Origin of the sequence: Pseudomonas sp. FW300-N2A2 (genome assembly GCF_017351735.1) — a bacterium.
In the GTDB taxonomy this organism is placed as follows: domain Bacteria; phylum Pseudomonadota; class Gammaproteobacteria; order Pseudomonadales; family Pseudomonadaceae; genus Aquipseudomonas; species Aquipseudomonas migulae.
Window position 1 is genome coordinate 71,599 of record NZ_JACNDU010000008.1, and the last position, 17,595, is coordinate 89,193.

General features: G+C 59.9%; 20 protein-coding genes. 11 read left to right on the forward strand and 9 right to left on the reverse strand.

The genetic code is table 11. From position 1 onward, the window contains the following. Positions 1-50 precede the first annotated feature (50 nt). Entirely contained in the window at positions 51-371 is a 321-nt protein-coding gene (locus tag J4E42_RS13455) for a helix-turn-helix domain-containing protein (protein WP_207285470.1), read from the forward strand. Between the two features lie 16 nt (positions 372-387). On the opposite strand, the gene J4E42_RS13460 is transcribed toward J4E42_RS13455, so the two are convergent. Further along, positions 388-1,434, reverse strand: a complete 1,047-nt coding sequence (locus J4E42_RS13460; protein WP_207285423.1) for an MBL fold metallo-hydrolase — start codon at positions 1,432-1,434, stop codon at positions 388-390. A 212-nt stretch (positions 1,435-1,646) separates the two neighbouring features. On the opposite strand from J4E42_RS13460, the gene J4E42_RS13465 reads away from it, so the two are divergent. Further along, positions 1,647-2,255, forward strand: a complete 609-nt coding sequence (locus J4E42_RS13465; protein ID WP_207285424.1) for a TetR/AcrR family transcriptional regulator — start codon at positions 1,647-1,649, stop codon at positions 2,253-2,255. Between the two features lie 18 nt (positions 2,256-2,273). On the opposite strand, the gene J4E42_RS13470 is transcribed toward J4E42_RS13465, so the two are convergent. Next, complete coding sequence (locus J4E42_RS13470; protein ID WP_207285425.1) at positions 2,274-3,215, reverse strand: LysR family transcriptional regulator; 942 nt, start codon at positions 3,213-3,215, stop codon at positions 2,274-2,276. Between the two features lie 15 nt (positions 3,216-3,230). Here J4E42_RS13470 and J4E42_RS13475 point away from each other — a divergent pair, with 15 nt between their 5' ends. Next, complete coding sequence (locus J4E42_RS13475; RefSeq protein WP_207285426.1) at positions 3,231-3,938, forward strand: CTP synthase; 708 nt, start codon at positions 3,231-3,233, stop codon at positions 3,936-3,938. Then, positions 3,935-4,258 (forward strand): antibiotic biosynthesis monooxygenase, encoded by a 324-nt coding sequence (locus J4E42_RS13480; protein WP_207285427.1) that lies wholly within the window; start codon positions 3,935-3,937, stop codon positions 4,256-4,258. The genes J4E42_RS13475 and J4E42_RS13480 overlap by 4 nt, the downstream gene beginning before the upstream one ends. A 125-nt stretch (positions 4,259-4,383) precedes the next feature. Here J4E42_RS13480 and J4E42_RS13485 read toward each other — a convergent pair whose 3' ends face one another. Further along, a complete protein-coding gene (locus J4E42_RS13485) occupies positions 4,384-4,710 on the reverse strand; it encodes a DUF2025 family protein (protein ID WP_008032544.1) in 327 nt (108 codons plus the stop codon). Between the two features lie 221 nt (positions 4,711-4,931). Here J4E42_RS13485 and J4E42_RS13490 point away from each other — a divergent pair, with 221 nt between their 5' ends. Further along, entirely contained in the window at positions 4,932-6,059 is a 1,128-nt protein-coding gene (locus J4E42_RS13490) for a glycerophosphodiester phosphodiesterase (protein ID WP_207285428.1), read from the forward strand. Positions 6,060-6,244: 185 nt separating this feature from the next. Then, the gene (locus J4E42_RS13495) at positions 6,245-6,553 is read left to right on the forward strand and encodes a PepSY domain-containing protein (RefSeq protein ID WP_207285429.1); all 309 of its coding nucleotides are present in this window, start codon (positions 6,245-6,247) and stop codon (positions 6,551-6,553) included. Positions 6,554-6,611: 58 nt separating this feature from the next. On the opposite strand, the gene J4E42_RS13500 is transcribed toward J4E42_RS13495, so the two are convergent. Together J4E42_RS13500 and J4E42_RS13505 are read right to left on the reverse strand one after the other, a co-directional pair. Then, complete coding sequence (locus J4E42_RS13500) at positions 6,612-7,043, reverse strand: hypothetical protein (RefSeq protein WP_207285430.1); 432 nt, start codon at positions 7,041-7,043, stop codon at positions 6,612-6,614. 111 nt (positions 7,044-7,154) lie between these two features. Further along, on the reverse strand, positions 7,155-8,780 hold the full coding sequence (locus tag J4E42_RS13505) for a methyl-accepting chemotaxis protein (RefSeq protein ID WP_207285431.1): 1,626 nt from the start codon (positions 8,778-8,780) through the stop codon (positions 7,155-7,157). Positions 8,781-9,126: 346 nt separating this feature from the next. On the opposite strand from J4E42_RS13505, the gene J4E42_RS13510 reads away from it, so the two are divergent. The 4 genes from J4E42_RS13510 (at position 9,127) to J4E42_RS13525 (ending at position 13,831) form a co-directional block, all read left to right on the forward strand. Further along, a complete protein-coding gene (locus J4E42_RS13510; RefSeq protein ID WP_008032555.1) occupies positions 9,127-10,149 on the forward strand; it encodes a transporter in 1,023 nt (340 codons plus the stop codon). Between the two features lie 228 nt (positions 10,150-10,377). Next, positions 10,378-11,991, forward strand: a complete 1,614-nt coding sequence (locus tag J4E42_RS13515) for an inorganic phosphate transporter (protein ID WP_207285432.1) — start codon at positions 10,378-10,380, stop codon at positions 11,989-11,991. A gap of 254 nt (positions 11,992-12,245) precedes the next feature. Further along, complete coding sequence (locus tag J4E42_RS13520) at positions 12,246-13,112, forward strand: hypothetical protein (protein WP_008038531.1); 867 nt, start codon at positions 12,246-12,248, stop codon at positions 13,110-13,112. Continuing rightward, on the forward strand, positions 13,109-13,831 hold the full coding sequence (locus tag J4E42_RS13525) for a TylF/MycF/NovP-related O-methyltransferase (RefSeq protein ID WP_056725897.1): 723 nt from the start codon (positions 13,109-13,111) through the stop codon (positions 13,829-13,831). The genes J4E42_RS13520 and J4E42_RS13525 overlap by 4 nt, the downstream gene beginning before the upstream one ends. A gap of 104 nt (positions 13,832-13,935) precedes the next feature. Here the strand turns inward: J4E42_RS13525 and J4E42_RS13530 are convergent, their stop codons facing one another. Next, positions 13,936-14,373, reverse strand: a complete 438-nt coding sequence (locus tag J4E42_RS13530) for a multidrug/biocide efflux PACE transporter (protein ID WP_008038536.1) — start codon at positions 14,371-14,373, stop codon at positions 13,936-13,938. Between the two features lie 90 nt (positions 14,374-14,463). Here J4E42_RS13530 and J4E42_RS13535 point away from each other — a divergent pair, with 90 nt between their 5' ends. Beyond that, positions 14,464-15,318, forward strand: coding sequence for a LysR family transcriptional regulator (locus tag J4E42_RS13535; protein WP_008032563.1), 855 nt, complete (start codon positions 14,464-14,466; stop codon positions 15,316-15,318). 99 nt (positions 15,319-15,417) lie between these two features. On the opposite strand, the gene J4E42_RS13540 is transcribed toward J4E42_RS13535, so the two are convergent. The 3 genes from J4E42_RS13540 to J4E42_RS13550 form a co-directional block, all read right to left on the reverse strand. Next, complete coding sequence (locus J4E42_RS13540; protein WP_207285433.1) at positions 15,418-16,653, reverse strand: RNA polymerase sigma factor; 1,236 nt, start codon at positions 16,651-16,653, stop codon at positions 15,418-15,420. Positions 16,654-16,701: 48 nt separating this feature from the next. Continuing rightward, positions 16,702-17,046, reverse strand: coding sequence for a YciI family protein (locus J4E42_RS13545; protein WP_008032567.1), 345 nt, complete (start codon positions 17,044-17,046; stop codon positions 16,702-16,704). 67 nt (positions 17,047-17,113) lie between these two features. Beyond that, positions 17,114-17,539 carry a nuclear transport factor 2 family protein gene (locus J4E42_RS13550; RefSeq protein ID WP_008038540.1) on the reverse strand — a complete coding sequence of 142 codons (426 nt, stop codon included), beginning with the start codon at positions 17,537-17,539 and terminating at the stop codon, positions 17,114-17,116. Between the last annotated feature and the right edge of the window lie 56 nt (positions 17,540-17,595).

Genomic DNA, 17,595 nt, shown 5'->3' on the forward strand with positions numbered 1-17,595 from the left:
CCGGCAAGCCTGGCTCCTACAGGATCCGGTTCATGCAAAAGGATCAGGTAATGATTGAAATCGAAGAAAGCAGCGGGAACGTCTACCAGGATCTCTCGATACCCAACGCCAATGAAATGCGCGTGAAATCCCAATTGGCCGCAAAGATTGGCGAGATCATCAAGGCGCGCCATTTGACCCAGGTTCAAGCGTCTGAAATTTTAGGTCTGTCCCAACCCAAGCTCTCTGAAATGCTGCGCGGAAAGTTTCGCGGTATCAGTGAAGCCAAGATGATGGAGTGCCTTTCCTTGCTTGGGCGAGATGTACAAATCGTGGTCAAGTCAGCCCCCCGATCAAGAAAAGAGGGGCGAATTGAGGTGGTGTTCAGCTAAGACGCGTAGCCGAATGCTACGCGCTCTGAACCGTCACCTGATCTACCTCCCCTTCCATCCCCAACCACCAAGCACTCCCCCGCTGCGGGTACATCACATTAAACGCCTCACCCATCTGCGGCGTGGTAATCGAAACACTGCGCTCCCAGGCCAATGCCAGTATCCGGTCAAACGGTTCGAACCAGGCGTGCATCGACAGATCGAAGGTGCCGTTGTGAATCGGCAGTAACCAGCGGCCTTTCAGGTCGATGTGCGCTTGCAGGGTTTGCTCGGGTTGCATGTGCACATGCGGCCACTCGACGTTGTAGGCGCCGGTTTCCATCAGTGTCAGGTCGAACGGGCCGTACTGTTCGCCGATTCGTTTGAAGCCGTCGAAGTAGCCGCTGTCGCCGCTGAAGAAGATTCGTGTGTCGGCGTCGATCATCACCCACGAGGCCCACAGCGTGCTGTTGCCATCGAACAGGCCTCGGCCGGAAAAGTGTTGTGACGGGGTCGCGACGAATTGGATGCCGTCGACCTCGGTGCCTTGCCACCAGTCGAGTTGGCGCACTTTGCTGGCGTCGATGCCCCACTTGATCAGGGTGTCGCCGACGCCCAGCGGCGTGAGGAAGTATTTGGTTTTGTCCGCCAGTTTGAGCACGGCCTGATAATCAAGGTGGTCGTAGTGATCGTGGGACAGGATTACCGCTTCAATCGGCGGTAGTTCTTCGAGGCTGATTGGTGGTTGGTGAAAGCGTTTCGGACCGGCCCATTGCACCGGTGAAGCGCGTTCGGCGAAGACCGGGTCGGTGATCCAGAATTTGTCCCGCAGTTTCAGCAATACCGTGGAATGACCGAGGCGATAGACGCTGTGGTTGGGCGCGGCGATCAACGCGTCGTGGGTCAGGCGTTGCACCGGAACGGCCGCCGTCGGTCGGGTGTTGCGCGGTTTGTGGAAGATCATGTTCCACATGATGCGCACCATTTTGCGCAAGCCTTCTCGTTGCACGGGTGCATGGTTGCGGAAGTGCCCTTCGGCCTGACGGGACGCTTCAGGTGCAGAAACGTTAATGGAATTGGCCATGACTGAATGACTCCAGGAAACCGCACATGTGCAGTTTCTACGGTGGGACGATAAATGGCCAAGGCACGCACGCATCAGCCGAACACTCTATTTTTGGCTGCGCAGGATTAACGAAACATTACACTGCACAGTGTAGTTTCTAGGTTGCATCAAAGCTGATCACAAGTAAACTGCCAAGTGTAATTCTTAATTTCTTCTGCCGAAGCGTACTTATGACAGCTCCACAGCGCCTGACCGACCGAAAACGCGAAGCGATCATTCAAGCGGCGATTGCCGAATTCCGGGCCAACGGTTTCGACATCACCAGCATGGACAAGATCGCCGCCACCGCTGGCGTGTCGAAGCGCACGGTGTACAACCACTTCCCCAGCAAGGAAGAGTTGTTCGCCGAAATCCTCAATCAATTATGGGCCAGGGTGACGGCCGAACAAGAAACGGCCTACCGCCCTGACTTGCCGCTGCGCGACCAGATGCGCCGCATGCTGATGGCGAAATTGCAGATGCTGGGCGATGACAATTTTCTCGACCTGGCGCGGGTCGCCATCGCGGCCACCATCCACTCCCCCGAGCGCGCGCAGAACATGGTCGAGAGAATGGGCAAGCGCGAAGAAGGCCTGACCGTGTGGATTCGCGCCGCTCAGGCCGATGGGCGATTGAAGCCGGTCGACCCGGAGTTTGCCGCTCAACAGATTCAAGGGATGCTCAAATCCTTTGCGTTCTGGCCGCAGATTTCCATGGGGCTACCCGGCCTGTCGCCTGAAATGCAGGCCACCGTCGTCGACTCAGCGCTGGACATGTTCCTCGCCTGCTACCAGCTCTGAATCAAGCGCCTACAAGCATTACAGCAATTTCAACGCTCGCCCCAACTCATCGAACAACGTCACCACCGAACGCAAGGCGCGACAGTCCGGGCGAGTCAGCAACCACAGCGCGGTGTCGTAACCGTGCAACGGCTCACTCAACGGTTGCAGCCCGTCATCGATCAGAAAGTCTGGCAATGCCGCGACACCGAGCCCGGCCCGCACCAGCTCAGTCACCGACAACATGCTGTTGCAACGATAACCCGGTGTGACGCCGGGCAATTGCTGACGACGCCACGCGACGGTGGGGTGATCGGGGAGGAAGTCGTCCGGGGCGATCCATGTCAGCGCGGCCAAGTCTTCGGCATCGACCGATTTCAGATACGCCGTGCTCGCACAGACGCGATACGACACCTGCGCCAGACATCGGCCCACCAAGTGTTCCGGCGGATTCCGGGTCAGGCGCAAGGCGATGTCCGCGTCCCGCCGGCTGAGATTGGCGAAGTCGTTGGACGTGCTCAACTCGATCGTCAGCGCCGGATAGCCGGGCATGAACTGCGCCAGCGCCGGCAGCAACAAACCTTGTAAAACCGAATCGGTGCAGGTCAGGCGCACGGTGCCGCTGATGACTTCACCGCCCTGCTCCACGCCGATGCGCGCAGCCTCCAGCGCTTGCTCGGCGCGCTCAGCCTGTTCGGCCAAGGTCTGCGCAAGACTGGTGGGCAAGTAGCCGGTGCGGCTTTTTTCGAACAGTTGCTGGCCCTGCGCGGCTTCCAGTCGGCGCACGGCGCGGAACACGGTCGAAACGTCGACCTTCAACAGCGCCGAGGCCCGGGCCAGCGAGCCGCCGCGCACGAGGGCGAGAATCAGGGACAGGTCGGGGTAGTCCAGTCGATAGTGCGTCGCTGCATTGATCACTTGGGATAACGCCAATATTGAGTGCGTGAACGCCAATCTATAGTGGGCCCCAGGAATCAACAAGCGTCGAGAGCCCTCATGGAAAACAGCGCCATCCGCATCGCCCTGATCGGCGATTACGACCCGCAAGTCACCGCCCACCAGGCGATTCCCGTTGCCCTCGGCATGGCTGCCGAACACGCCGGACTGGACGTGCAGTTCCAGTGGCAGGCCACCGACGACATCAACGACGACTCGTCGCTGCAAGACTTCGACGGCTTTTGGTGCATGCCCGCCAGCCCTTACCGCAATGAAGACGGTGCGCTGCGAGCGATTCGCTTTGCCCGCGAACAACAGCGACCTTTCCTCGGTACATGTGGCGGTTTTCAGCACGCGGTACTCGAATACGCCCGCAACGTTCTGGGATGGGGAGATGCCGAGCACGGCGAGACAGCACCCGATGCCACGCGAGCGTTGCTCACGCCGCTGACTTGCTCGCTAGTGGAAGCCGTCGACAGCATTCATCTGGTTGAAGGTTCGTTGATCGCCAAGGCGTACGAAAATTCGGAGATTCGTGAAGGCTATCGCTGCCGTTATGGTGTGAATCCGCAGTTTGAGCGGGATTTGCTAAGCCAGGAATTATCCGCGGTGGGACACGATTCGACGGGGGATTTGCGAGCGGTGGAATTACGCGGGCATCCGTTTTTTGTCGCTACGCTATTTCAACCTGAACGTGCCGCGCTCAAAGGAATTCTGCCGCCGCTGGTGAGTGCATTGATCGACGCGTGTGCGAGGCAAAAATCATGATTGCCCGGACACCGGAACCGCCCTACTACGCGGTGATTTTTACTTCGCTGCGCACCGACGGCGATCAGGGTTACGCCGAGGCTGCCGAGCGCATGGTTGAGCTGGCGCGTGAGCAGCCGGGGTTTCTCGGTGTGGAGTCGGCACGGGGTGAGGATGGGCTCGGGATTACGGTTTCCTATTGGGCCAGTGAAGCGGCGATTGTGGCGTGGAAACATCATCCCGAGCACAGCGCGATTCGTGAGCGTGGGCGCTCGACCTGGTATGCGGCGTGCAGTACGCGGGTGTGCAGGGTTGAGCGGGCCTATCAGTTCAAGCAGTAACAGTTGCAGTGATCTTTAGGCCTTCATCGCGAGCAGGCTCACTCCCACAGGGGATAGGTGTCGTACACAAAACCAGTGTGGGAGCGAGCCTGCTCGCGATGAGGCCATCACAAACACCGAAAAACTCAGCCCCGCACCAAACTCCGCACCGCCGAAATCTCCGGCACTTCCCGCCGATTCATGTACACCCGCAACGGCTCGGTAATGTTGATCCGGTCATCGATGTTCTGGTCCAGCAACAACTGAATCAACTCGCGCTTCAGCGTCATGACCTGCTCCGGCCCCGACGCCCAGACGAATTCACTCACAGGAATGATGCCGTCATCCGCCACGTCCATGCCGAAGGAGTCTTCGCTGAAACGCACTATGTATTGGCCGGTTTTGCGATTGAGACCGACGAAGCCTTTGAGTTGGTCGGCGGCCTGGCAGATGAGTTCGGAAGTGATGCGCATATAAACCTCACACAAGTGATCGATGGTTTACACACAGGGCAAGATGAAGGGCGTTCCCTCTGCCGGGGAAGCTGCCGGGGCCAAGAGTACTGCAAAGAACCGCACAAATGTGCTGAAAAAATCCGCTTTAAACACGTTTATGTCGGTCTCGCGATAGCGCAAGCGGCGCTCAGTTGTTAAAAGGGACGTCTTTGAAAACACTCTGCGAAAGGATCTCGACCATGCCTGTAACTTTCACCAAGAGCGCCCTGCTGCTGAGCATGCTGCTCGGTCTCGGCCAGGCGCAGGCCGCCAGCGAGCCAAGCCCTACTTCACTGGCCACCCATGCAGGCATTCCGCACCCGGCGGTGATTGCCCACCGTGGCGCGTCCTTCGATGCACCGGAATCCACCGCCGCCGCCTACAAACTGGCGCGCGACCTGGGTGCCGATTACCTGGAACTCGACCTGCAACGCAGCAAGGACGGCGTGCTGTTTGCCCTGCACGACAACAACCTGCAACGCACCACCGACGTCGCCAGCAAGTTCCCTGAGCGCAAGGGCAGCCCGGCCAATGCGTTCACCATCGCCGAGCTGAAAACCCTCGACGCCGGCAGCTGGTTCAACACGGCTTACCCGGATCGTGCGCGTCCTTCCTTTGCCGGCCTGAAAATCCTGACCCTCGATGAAATCATCGACATCGCCCAGGGCAATCCGCTGCACAAGCCTGGCCTGTACATCGAAACCAAGGAGCCGAAGCAATTCCCCGGCCTCGAGCGTGACCTCAAGGATAAATTGCAGGATCGCGGATGGCTGAGTCCGGCCGGTTCGAAACTGGCGAAAAGCGAACTCGCCGTCGGCCAGGGCAAAGGTAAGGTGGTGCTGCAAACCTTCGAGAAGAGCAGCCTCGAACTGCTGGAAAAGGAAATGCCGCAAGTGCCGAAGATCCTGCTGTTGTGGGTCGGCGAAGGCAGCATCGAGCCCAAGTCCAAGGTGACGTTCGCCGAGTCCGGTGACAAGGACAAAGCCACGTACTACGCCAAACAGGAACCGAAGGACAAAGCCGAATTCCAGCAATGGGTCGAGTACGCCAAGGCTCAAGGCGCGATCGGCACCGGCCCTTCTGCCGCACTGACCAAGGGTGGCGATCAGAGCTACTCGGACCTGGTCAAACCATGGATGAACCAGTACACCCACGATCAGGGTTTGCTGGTGCACGTCTACACCATCGATGATGCGGTGGATTACCAGAAGGTCATGGACGCCGGGGTTGATGGCATCTTCACCAACCGCGCCAGCGAGTTGTTGAAGTTCTACAAACGTCCGGCGGCGGGTACGGTTGCGCAGTTGTTGCAGAACAACGGGTATTGATCCAGAACCGAGGTGACGCCATCGCCGGCAAGCCGGCTCCTACAAGTTTGAGTCGTTCATAAAAGTTGTGAACGACACGGACCTGTAGGAGCCGGCTTGCCGGCGATGCTCCTGGAATTAAGGGTGAATTAAGTTGCCCCAGTTAATCTGGCCCCACTTAAACAGCTCACCAAGGAAAGAACCTCATGAAGACTTTGACTGCCCTGTTCACCGCTGCCGCCCTGACCCTCACCGCTGGCCTGGCGCAGGCGGCTGATGTTCCTGTCGATCAGATCCCTCAGCTGGTCAAAGACGGCAAGATCAAGCCACTGGAAGAGCTGAACCAGATCGTTCTGAAGTTGCACCCGGGCGCCACGATCACTGACAGCGACCTCGACAAACACTCCAACATCTACGAGTACGAAGTTGAACTGCGTGATGCCAAAAACATTGAGTGGGACGTGGACTTGAACGCCGCCACCGGCGAAGTCCTGAAGAACAAGCAAGACGACTGATGCCCGCACAACAAAGCCGCACGATTTTCGGATCGTGCGGCTTTTTTGTGTTTTCGAATCAGGCCGACGTACTGACCATCGATCCCGCAGTGCTGCTGCCTTCTTCCTGCAACGCCGCCAACAACGCCGCCGTTGCGGTCTGCAACGAACCTGAGGTCGTCGCAATCTGCGACTGAGCCGCCGCCACATCGGCAGCCTTGGCGTCTGCACTTTCCTGTTTGGCCTGGGCCGCTTGCAGTTGTTGCTGTTGTTCCTGCAATTGCTTTTGCAGCTCGGCGATCTGCTTGCGCAGTGCTTTCACCGAGTCCGATTCTTCGCTGCTGCTGGAGCTGCCGCCACTCGCTGCCGGTGCGCCGCCGGCGGACACTTTGGTGGTGTCGCTGGACGCCTCGGCGCTGGCGGTGACAGACGTGTCGTCAGTGCTTGCTGTGGCGTTGGCCGAAGCAGTGGCGACGGGCTGGATGATCGAAACAGACGAGATGCTAACCATGGCGTTTTCCATTGAGGTGATGGGAATACGCTCATCATCGACATCGGGTCAGCGGACTTGAGATCGACTGTGTACCGACTCGGTAAGCAATCCGGTACACAGTCATTTCCGTTACGCGCTCAAGCGCGCCGTCACCTCGTTCAGCCGCCCCGACAACCCGTGCAGGTTGTGGCTGGCGGCTTCGGTGCGTTGCACGTTGTCGAGGTTGGTACTGGCGATGCTGGTGATCTCGGTAAGGTTGCGCGAAATGTCTTCGGCGACCGAAGTCTGCTCTTCGGCGGCGGTGGCGATCTGGCGGTTCATGTCGCGAATCGCTTCCACGGCATGCGTGATGCGCTCCAGCATGGCGCCGGCCTCGGTCACTTGCTGAACGCTTTCCTCGCTGCGCGACTGGCCGCTTTCTATCGCCTGAGCCGCGTCCACCGCACCGGTTTGCACGGTCTGGATGATCTGGTTGATCTCGATGATCGACGCCGCCGTGCGCTGGGCCAGGCTGCGTACTTCATCGGCCACCACGGCAAAACCGCGCCCCGCCTCACCGGCACGCGCCGCTTCGATGGCGGCGTTGAGTGCCAGCAGGTTGGTTTGCTCGGCGATGCCGCGAATCACTTCCAGCACCTTGCCGATGCGGCCGCTGTCAGTTTCCAGTTGGCGGATGACCGTGGCGGTGTTGGCGATTTCGCCGCGCATGCGAGTGATGGTGTGGATGGTGCCCTGCATGACTTTTTCGCCCTGCTGGGCGGACTGGTCGGCATCGTCGGCGGCACGTGCGGCATCGGCGGCGTGGCGCGCGACTTCTTGCGCGGTGGCAGACATTTCGTTCATCGCCGTGGCCACTTGGTCAGTGCGGTTGAACTGTTCGTTGGTACCACTGGCCATGAGGATGGCGATCGAATTCAACTCACTGCTGGCGCCGTCCAGATCCTTGGCACTGACCTGCAAACGGCTAAAGGTTTCAGCGAGGAAATCACGCAGCGTATTGGCCGCGATCGCCAGTTTGCCCAGCTCGTCCTGACGGGTGCTGGCCACGCGTTCGGCAAACTTGCCTTGGGCAAGTTGCGCCACGTAGTCGATCAATTTGCGGATCGGTTCAACCAGATTGCGATTGACCAGCCACAGGCTCAACAGCCCGATCAACAGGCCCGAAGCGAGCATCACAATGATGCCCAGCAACACGGTGCGATCGGCGCTGGCGCTGATCAGCTTCGACTGCTCGACGCCCTGTTTGCGCAATTCGCTGACCAGTTCGCTCATCTGATCGCTGGTCGCCCGGTCCACGCCCTTGACCGCGGTGTCGCCCGCCGTTGGATCGGCACCGGCCGCCACGTAGGCATCGCGGCCCTTCTGGTATGCCGCGCCCAACTGACGATGCTCGTCACGCAGGCGTTCGATGCGGGTCTTGAGTTGCGGCTCGATGCCCTTCTGCCCGGCCAGTTCGCCGAGGATGCCCTGCACCTCGCGCTGACGGTCTTCGAATTGCTTCCAGTATTTGTCCAGGTCTGCCGGTTGCTTGCCACGCAGCAGAACGTTTTTCCATTCCTGCACCTGCACCTTGAATTGCAGGTTGGCTTCATCGATCAATTGCGAAGTGTGCAGCGGACCGTCAATGAGATTCGCGTAGCTTTGAACGCCATTCGACAGAAAGTGAAAACAGGCCAGAGCGATCAACAGCATCGCAAACAGGCTGCCGCTCAACAGGGCGAGAATTTGCGCTCTCAAGGACTTTTGCAAAGACATCGGAAGGTACTCGTGACAGGAATGAGGCACGCCCTTGGGAGGCGTGAAAATAATCCGGACATTCCCTGTCTACAACGTCGAACGCATGCTCTTTGTAGGAGCCAGCTTGCTGGCGATAGCGTCCGGTCAGTCGGGAAATCTATTGACTGGCAGCACGCTATCGCCAGCAAGCCGGCTCCTACGAGATCGGCGTTTCAGGGCCGTTCTTGAGCGGTTCCGACCGCCGGTAGAAGGCACTTGGCCAGCTCCGCGAAGCTGTCACAAAACTGTCAAGACGCCTTGCGATGATGCGGCTCAAGTGAACCTGTGAAACCCGCGACAGGCCGCCTCCTCACAGCGAGACCTCATGAACCACAGCATCGACCAAAGCCATCGCGACCCGGACCTGTTCGGTCTGCTGTACGGTTTCAGTTTTCGTCCCGGTGAACGCGGTCGGGAAATCGATTCGGCCATGGCGTTGCGGTCCCTGCAACAACCGGACGACAGCGACGAATTTCTCTGGCTGCACCTGAACCTCGCTCATGCCGCGTGCGAGCGCTGGATGAAAAGTCATCTGGAATTGCCTGACGAGTTTTTCGAAGCCTTGCATGAAGGCTCGCGTTCGACGCGCATCGAGCATGTCGATTCGGCGTTGCTGGCGGTGGTCAACGACGTGGTGTTCAACCTCAGCAGCATGGTCTCCTCGGATGTGTCGACGCTGTGGGTCTGCGCGCGCAGTCGGCTGATCATCAGCGCGCGCCTGCAACCGCTGCACTCGGTGGACAAGTTGCGATCCTCGGTGAAGGCCGGTGAGCGTTTTCGCTCGCCGCTGGAATTGCTCGTGCATTTGCTGCGCGACCAGGGCGAAGTGCTGACGCAGATCGTGCGCAAGACCAGCCTCAGTGTCGATCAGATCGAAGATGAATTGCTGTCCTCGCGGCTGTCGACCAACCGCGCAGAGCTGGGCGCCAATCGCCGGGTGCTGGTGCGCTTGCAACGGCTGCTGGCGCTGGAGCCGGGCTCGTTGCTGCGCCTGCTCAATCGCCCGCCGCAATGGTTGCAGAAGGAAGACGTGAAGGAGCTGCGCAAATCCACCGAGGAGTTTGCGCTGATCATCAACGACCTCACGGCGCTGGGTGAGCGGATCAAGCTGTTGCAGGAAGAGATTGCCGCCAACCTCAACGAGCAAAGCAACCGCACGCTGTTCACCTTGACCGTGGTCACGGTGCTGGCGTTGCCGATCAACATCATTGCCGGTTTTTTTGGCATGAACGTGGGGGGCGTGCCGCTATCGCAGGACCCGGAGGGGTTCTGGATCCTGGTGGCCTTGGTCGCGACGTTTACGGTGATTGCAGGGCGCTGGGCATTCAAAAAACGCGAGGATTATTAAGCAACCACCACCCCTGTAGGAGCGAGGCTTGCCCGCGAATGAGGCGCCGCGGTATGCCTGATACACCGCGTTATCGTTCTTCGCGGGCAAGCCTCGCTCCTACAGGGACGGTGTCAAGTTCGGATCGGTGGTATCGGCAAAAAACCCAAACACTGACCCAACGCAGCCTCCCTGTAATATTTAGCAACGATCATGACCGACACACTTCCCTCCTCAGGATTGTCCGGCATGGCTACTCCTTCCTTTTCCGCTGCCCAGGCGCCCGCCAGCAGTGCCAGACCGCAGCTCGACAAGAAACCCAACCTGTTCACCCTGGTGATTTTCTTCGGTGTGCTGGCCAGTGGACTGCTGTTCACCGCGTACAGCCTGATGCACGACATGAGCGAACTCGGCACGGTGGTCACCACCTGGACGCCGTTTCTGTTGCTGGGCGTGGCGCTGCTGATCGCGCTGGGCTTTGAGTTCGTCAACGGTTTCCACGACACCGCCAACGCGGTGGCCACGGTGATTTACACCAACTCGATGCCGCCGAATTTCGCGGTGGCCTGGTCCGGGTTCTTCAATTTCCTGGGGGTGTTGCTGTCCAGCGGCGCGGTGGCGTTCGGCATCATCGCCCTGCTGCCGGTAGAGCTGATTTTGCAAGTCGGTTCGTCCGCCGGGTTCGCGATGATTTTCGCCCTGCTGATCGCCGCGATTCTGTGGAACCTCGGCACTTGGTGGCTGGGCTTGCCGGCGTCGTCGTCGCACACGCTGATCGGTTCGATCATTGGCGTCGGCGTGGCCAATGCCCTGATGCATGGCCGCGATGGCACCAGCGGCGTGGACTGGGCGCAGGCCACCAAGATCGGTTATGCGCTGTTGCTCTCGCCGCTGGTCGGCTTTGGTTTTGCCGCGCTGTTGCTGCTGGCCTTGCGCGCCTTCGTCAAGAATCGTGCGTTGTACAAGGCGCCGAAAGGCAACACGCCGCCACCGTGGTGGATTCGCGGCATGCTGATCGTGACCTGCACCGGTGTGTCGTTTGCCCACGGTTCCAACGATGGCCAGAAAGGCATGGGCCTGATCATGCTGATTCTGGTCGGCACGCTGCCCATGGCCTATGCGCTGAACCGCACCATGCCGGCCGATCAGGCCTTGCAGTTCGCCGCCGTCGCCGAAGTCACCCAGCAAGCGCTGGTGAAAAATTCGCCGCTGCCGGCACCGGCCGACCCGCGTGCGGTGTTGTCCGACTACGTGCGCAGCAAGGAGGCCGCGCCGCAACTGATCCCGGCCCTCGCCGCGCTCACCGGCCGTATCGGTGCCGAGGTCAAGGGTTACGGCTCGTTGTCCAAAGTGCCCGCCGAAGCCGTGGGTAACGTGCGTAACGACATGTACCTGGCCAGCGAAACCATTCGCCTGATGGACAAGAACAAGGTCGGCAACTTCGACGCCGACACCAGCGGCAAGCTGCAACTGTTCAAGCAGCAGATCGACAATTCGACGCGGTTTATTCCGTTGTGGGTAAAGATCGCGGTGGCGATTGCCCTGGGCCTGGGCACCATGGTCGGCTGGAAACGCATCGTGGTGACGGTCGGCGAAAAGATCGGCAAGACCCACCTGACTTACGCGCAAGGCGCCTCGGCGGAAACCGTGGCCATGCTGACCATCGGTGCTGCGGACATGTTCGGATTGCCGGTGTCGACCACCCACGTGTTGTCTTCAGGGGTGGCCGGGACCATGGTCGCCAACGGCGGCGGCTTGCAGATGAAGACCATCCGCAATCTGCTGATGGCGTGGGTGTTGACCTTGCCGGCGGCGATTGTGCTGTCGGGTAGCTTGTACTGGTTGTTCACCCAAATCTTCTAGTTTCAACACTCCCCTCTGTAGGAGCGAGGCTTGCCCGCGAAGGCGGTGTGTCAGTCGACAACATTTGTTGAATGACACACCGCCTTCGCGGGCAAGCCTCGCTCCTACAGGGGATTTTTTTTCGTCTGGGGAATGCTTTTCGTCGCAAATTCAGGGGATTGCGCTTTTATTGGTCCTCCGCCCACCGGATTGCACTTCAGTTTGCTAACGTGTGGCCGACTCTTAAGAGACTCGATGTATTCAGGAGAGGAACCGTGAATCTGTACATCAATCAGCTTCAACACAAAGCTGACTTCAAAGAAGCCATCTATGGCGGCGACATCTTCCTGAACACACAACTGCGCGCCGCCAAAGAGCTGTGCGCGTTCGCCCAGGAAAGCATCACCGCTGCCTTCGACGGCGAGACCAACCACCAGGCGCTGCACACGCTGATGCCGGTGGAAGAATTCGTCGTACTGGTGACGCGCCTCAAGGGCCAGTTCACCAACAGCCTGCGTGCCAAAGAACTGATTCGCAGCTTCACCGAAGAGATCGGTGCCGCCCCCGAAGAATTCATCTTCGACGTACCGCGCATCCGCGTCGTGCCCAACTATGACTACCTGCATGCGGGCGTCAGCTATGCCTACAAGCCGCATCGCGATACCTGGTACGGCGGCGTAGATTGCCAGATCAATACCTGGATGCCGGTCTACACGATCCAGCCTGACCAGACCATGATGATCAACCCGGCCTACTTCGATGCCCCGGTGAAAAACACCTCGGCGCAATGGAGCCTGTCGGACTGGATTGGCGTACAACGTCAACGCGCCAAGGACAACGTCAAGGAAGAGGCACGCCAACACCCGGTGCCCACCGAAGCGATCAACACCGCGTCCGAAATTCGCATCGCCGGCAACACCGCCGAGATGCTGGTTTTCTCGGGCTCACACCTGCACGGCACGGTGCCCAACTACACGCAACAAACCCGCTTCAGCGTGGATTTCCGCCTGATGCACCTCGACGACCTCAAGCACAAGCGCGGCGCGATCAACGTCGACAGCGCCTGCCCTGACGTCGGCGCAGGTTTCAAAGACTATTTCCACGCCCACGACTTTTCTAATTTCCAAGGAATCGAAGCATGACCAAGCGTCGCATCACGCCTGCCGAGGCCCAGTACAACGAAACCCGTACCAACGTTCTGAAACGGGTCGATGCCGAGTACGTGGCCGACGCACCGTTCGTCTTCGCCAACCGCATCGGCGTGACCGCTGCACTGTCGCGTATGGAACTGTTCAAGAAAGTCGCTGAAGTACCGGGCGCGATCATCGAGTGCGGCGTGTACAAGGGCAACTCGCTGATGCTGTACATGCACTTGTCGATGATCCTGGAACCGTACGCGATCAACCGTTCGATCGTGGGCTTCGACACCTTCGAAGGCTTCCAGAGCATCGACAAGAAAGAAGACCCGGCCGACGTCAACGAGACCATGTTCGCCGACACTGACCAGTCGTTGATCCAGGACATGATCGACGCCAACGACCTGCTGCGCCCGGTCAACCGCATCCCGCGTTGCGAACTGGTCAAGGGCGACATCGTCAAGACCGTACCGGAGTGGGTCAAGACCCGTCCGGACCTGGTCGTGGCCATGCTGATCCTCGACACCGACCTGTACGAATCGACCAAAGTCGCGCTGGAAACCTTCCTGCCGTACATGCCAAAAGGCGCCATCGTGGTGCTGGACGAAGTCGCTTACCGCAACTTCCCGGGCGAAACCAAGGCCCTGCGTGAAGTGCTGGACCTGAACAAGATCGAGCTCAAGCGTCTGCCGTTTGACAGCTGCGTAGGCTACTTCCACGTCTAACGCTTACCCCCTGTAGGAGCCAGCTTGCTGGCGATGGTGTGTCAGTCGATACCACTCTGACTGACACACCATCGCCAGCAAGCTGGCTCCTACAGGGTTTGTTTTCAGGTTTCGCAAGACTCTCGCATCACAAGCCGTTCGCGCACTACGTCATACACCCAGTGGTAAACGTAGGTGTACGGCAGGAAAAACAGCAACACCCCGATATCCAGCAAGAACGCCTGCCACAGGCTGACGTTGAGCCACCAGGCAATCAGCGGCACGCCGACCGCCACCAACCCGCCTTCAAACAGCAGCGCATGAACGACTCGCGTCCAGGCGTTGTGCGCAATCTCGAATCGCGTCAGCACGCGGTCAAAAATCCCGTTGAAGATCACGTTCCAGGCCAGGGCCAGCGCCGCAATGACAACGGTGACGACGCCCATGTCGAGCATCGGCTTGTCCATGATCCACGCCAGCAACGGGGTGCAGATCACGATGGCCAGCAGTTCAAAGCCGATGGCCTGGAAAATACGTTCAGTGATGGATTTGTTGGCGTTCATGAGCAGAACTCCCTGAGTGACTGTGGTTGTCATGATCCATCCTCACGCCGATACTTCATAACCAATAACCATCGATCAAGACGATAGTTCATGGCCTCTCAAGAAGTGTTGCAGGCGTTTGTGCAAGCGGCGACCCAAGGCTCGTTTTCCGCGGCGGCGCGCAAACTGGGGCGCAGTCAGTCGACCATCAGTGCTGCGGTGGCAAGCCTGGAGATCGATCTGAATCTGGTGTTGTTCGACCGCAGCAGCCGCAAGCCCACGCTGACGCCGGCCGGGCACGTGATGCTGCAACGGGCCGAGGAAATCCTCGCGGCCACCAGCCGCCTGGAAATGACCGCCAGCCAACTCTCTCAGGGTGTCGAACCGAAGCTGACCGTGGCGATTTCCGACACCTATCAGTCCGACCGTTTCGAAGCGGCGCTCAGTGCATTCGAGCAGCGTTACCCGGACCTGGAACTCGAATGCCTGATCGCCGAATGCGATGACCTGGTGGCGCTGGTGCAAAGCGGTCGGGCGCACGTGGCGTTCGCCGAGCAACAGGACAGTTACCCGCCGGATCTGGTCAGTTCGACGGTGCAGGAACGCACGGAAATCGCCTTGTTCGTGTCCCGTGAGCATCCGCTGGCGACCCTGACCGGAATCGATCAGGAGCTGTTGCAGCAGCACCGGGAGCTGCGTCTGGCGACCATCGTCAATCCGTATGAAAGCCGGGCGAAGGGGCGTGTGTGGTCGGCACCGAGTTACTTGATGCTGCTGGAAATGGCTCAGGGTGGATTCGGCTGGGCGCCGTTGCCGCGATGGCTGGTGGGGCGGTTTGATGCCGGGACGTTGCAGGAGTTGAACGTGCGAGGGTGGCCGAAGCCGCTGTTCGTCGATGCGCTGTGGTCGCGGCTGCATCCGCCGGGGCCGGCGGGGAGCTGGTTGTTGGGAAAGATGCTGGAATGAAGGTCCTGCGGACCTTATCGCCGGCAAGCCGGCTCCTACAAAGGGCGGCGCTGAACCTGTAGGAGCCGGCTTGCCGGCGATGAGGCCGGCGAATTCAACCTACTTTAACGCCCTGATCCGCGCCTCGATAAACCGCCGCTCCGGCACCTGCTGCGTCAATTCCAACGCCCGCTCATACGCCACCCGCGCCTCCTCTACCCTGCCCAACTGCCGACAAAACTCCGCCCGCGCCGAATGCGCCAGGTGGTAATCCAGCAATTCGCCGCGATTCAGAATCCCTTCAACCAACGTCAACCCCGCCAACGGTCCATCCCGTTTGGCGATCGCCGCCGCGCGATTCAGCTCAATCACCGGTGAAGGCACCGCCGCCAACAGCACATCATACAAACCCGCAATCTGCGCCCAGTCCGTCTCCCCCGCCGTCGGCGCTTCGGCATGCACCGCCGCAATCGCCGCTTGCAGGCAGTAAGGCCCGAATCGCCGAGAGGTCAACGCCCGGGCGATCAGCGCGCACCCTTCGGCAATCAACCCGGCATCCCACAGCGAACGGTCCTGCTCATCCAGCACAATCAGCTCACCACTCGCCGACGTTCGCGCCGGGCGTCGTGACTCATGCAACAGCATCAGCGCCAGCAGGCCCATCACTTCGGGTTCGGGCAGCAATTCCATGACCAATCGGCCGAGCCGGATGGCCTCGCGGGTCAGATCCTCGCGAGTCAGTTCAGCACCGATGGACGCCGAGTAACCTTCGTTGAACACCAGGTAAATCACCCGCAGCACGCTGTCGAGACGCTCAGGCAATTCCGCCAGGGTCGGCACCTGATAAGGGATTTTCGCGTCGCGGATTTTCGCCTTGGCACGCACGATGCGCTGGGCAATAGTGGCCGGTGCCGAGAGAAACGCCCTGGCGATTTCTTCGGTGGTCAGGTCGCAGACTTCGCGCAACGTCAGCGGCACTTGAGCATCCGCCGCGAGTGCCGGGTGACAACAGGTGAAGATCAGGCGCAGGCGATCATCTTCCACGTCTTCGTCACTCCAGTCGGCCTGCTCCAGCGCTTCCAGTTGCGCGATCAGCATCGGCCGGGACGCGGCAAACCGCGCGCGCCGACGCAAGCCGTCGATGGCCTTGAAGCGCCCGGTGGACACCAGCCAGGCACGCGGATTGTCCGGCACACCGTCACGCTGCCAACGCTCGACCGCGATGAAAAAAGCCTCGTGCAGGGCCTCCTCGGCCAGATCGAAATCACCGAGCAAACGGATCAGGGTCGCGAGGATTCGCCGCGAATCTTCGCGGTAAACCTGCTCGACCCGAGCCTTGACTGACACGTCAGCCATCAGTGCCGATGGCCTTCAATCACCCACATCACCACGCAAACCTCCTTATCAGGGATTCAATTGACGAACCGGTCGCACCTCGACGCAGCCGACCCGGGCCGCCGGAATGTTGCCGGCGACCTGAAGGGCTTCATTGAGGTCCTTGGCGTCGATCAGGTAGAAGCCGGCCAACTGCTCCTTGGTTTCGGCGAACGGGCCGTCGGTGATCGACACTTTGCCGTTGCGCATGCGCACGGTGGTCGCGGTCTGCACCGACTCCAGCGCTTCGGCGGCGAGCATGCGGCCACTGCCCTGGATCGATTCGGCGTAGGCCATGCACTCGGCGTCGTTGGGACTTTCGGGCAGCGAGTGCAACTCCTGTTCGTTGCTGTAGACCAGGCATAAATACTTCATGGGGCTCTCCGGATCGAACTGATCAACTATGGCTGCAGTTTGGCGCGTGGGGGGCACTTCCCGACGATCAGGGCTGCAGACCGAACAGCGCGGTGCCGCTCGTCATGTCGAACGGCGCCGACCAGTGTTCATGGACGATGCGCCATTGCCCGGCCTCGCGCCGATAGCAGCCGGTCACGCGCATCCAGCAGGCCTGGGTTTCGCCCTTCTCGTTGGTGCCGCCGCAATGAGCCAGCCAATGGGCGAAGGCGATGTGCTCGTCGGCCACGATGTTCATCTGGTCAAAATCAAAGGTGTGCGGGCCCTGGCACATTTCCATGCATTCCAGCCAATGCGCGCGGTAGGCCGCCTTGCCGCGAAACTGCAGGGCCTTGACCGCGTCGTAGGAGACGATGTCCTCGGCATACAACGCCATGATTTTCTCGAGATCCTTGGTGATGACCGCCTGACGATAACTGTCGATCAGGGCCTGGATTTCGTGGGTAGCGTTCATGGTGGTTCTCCGTGTTTTTTGTTGTGAAGACACCCTTAGTCGTCCGGCAAGACGCC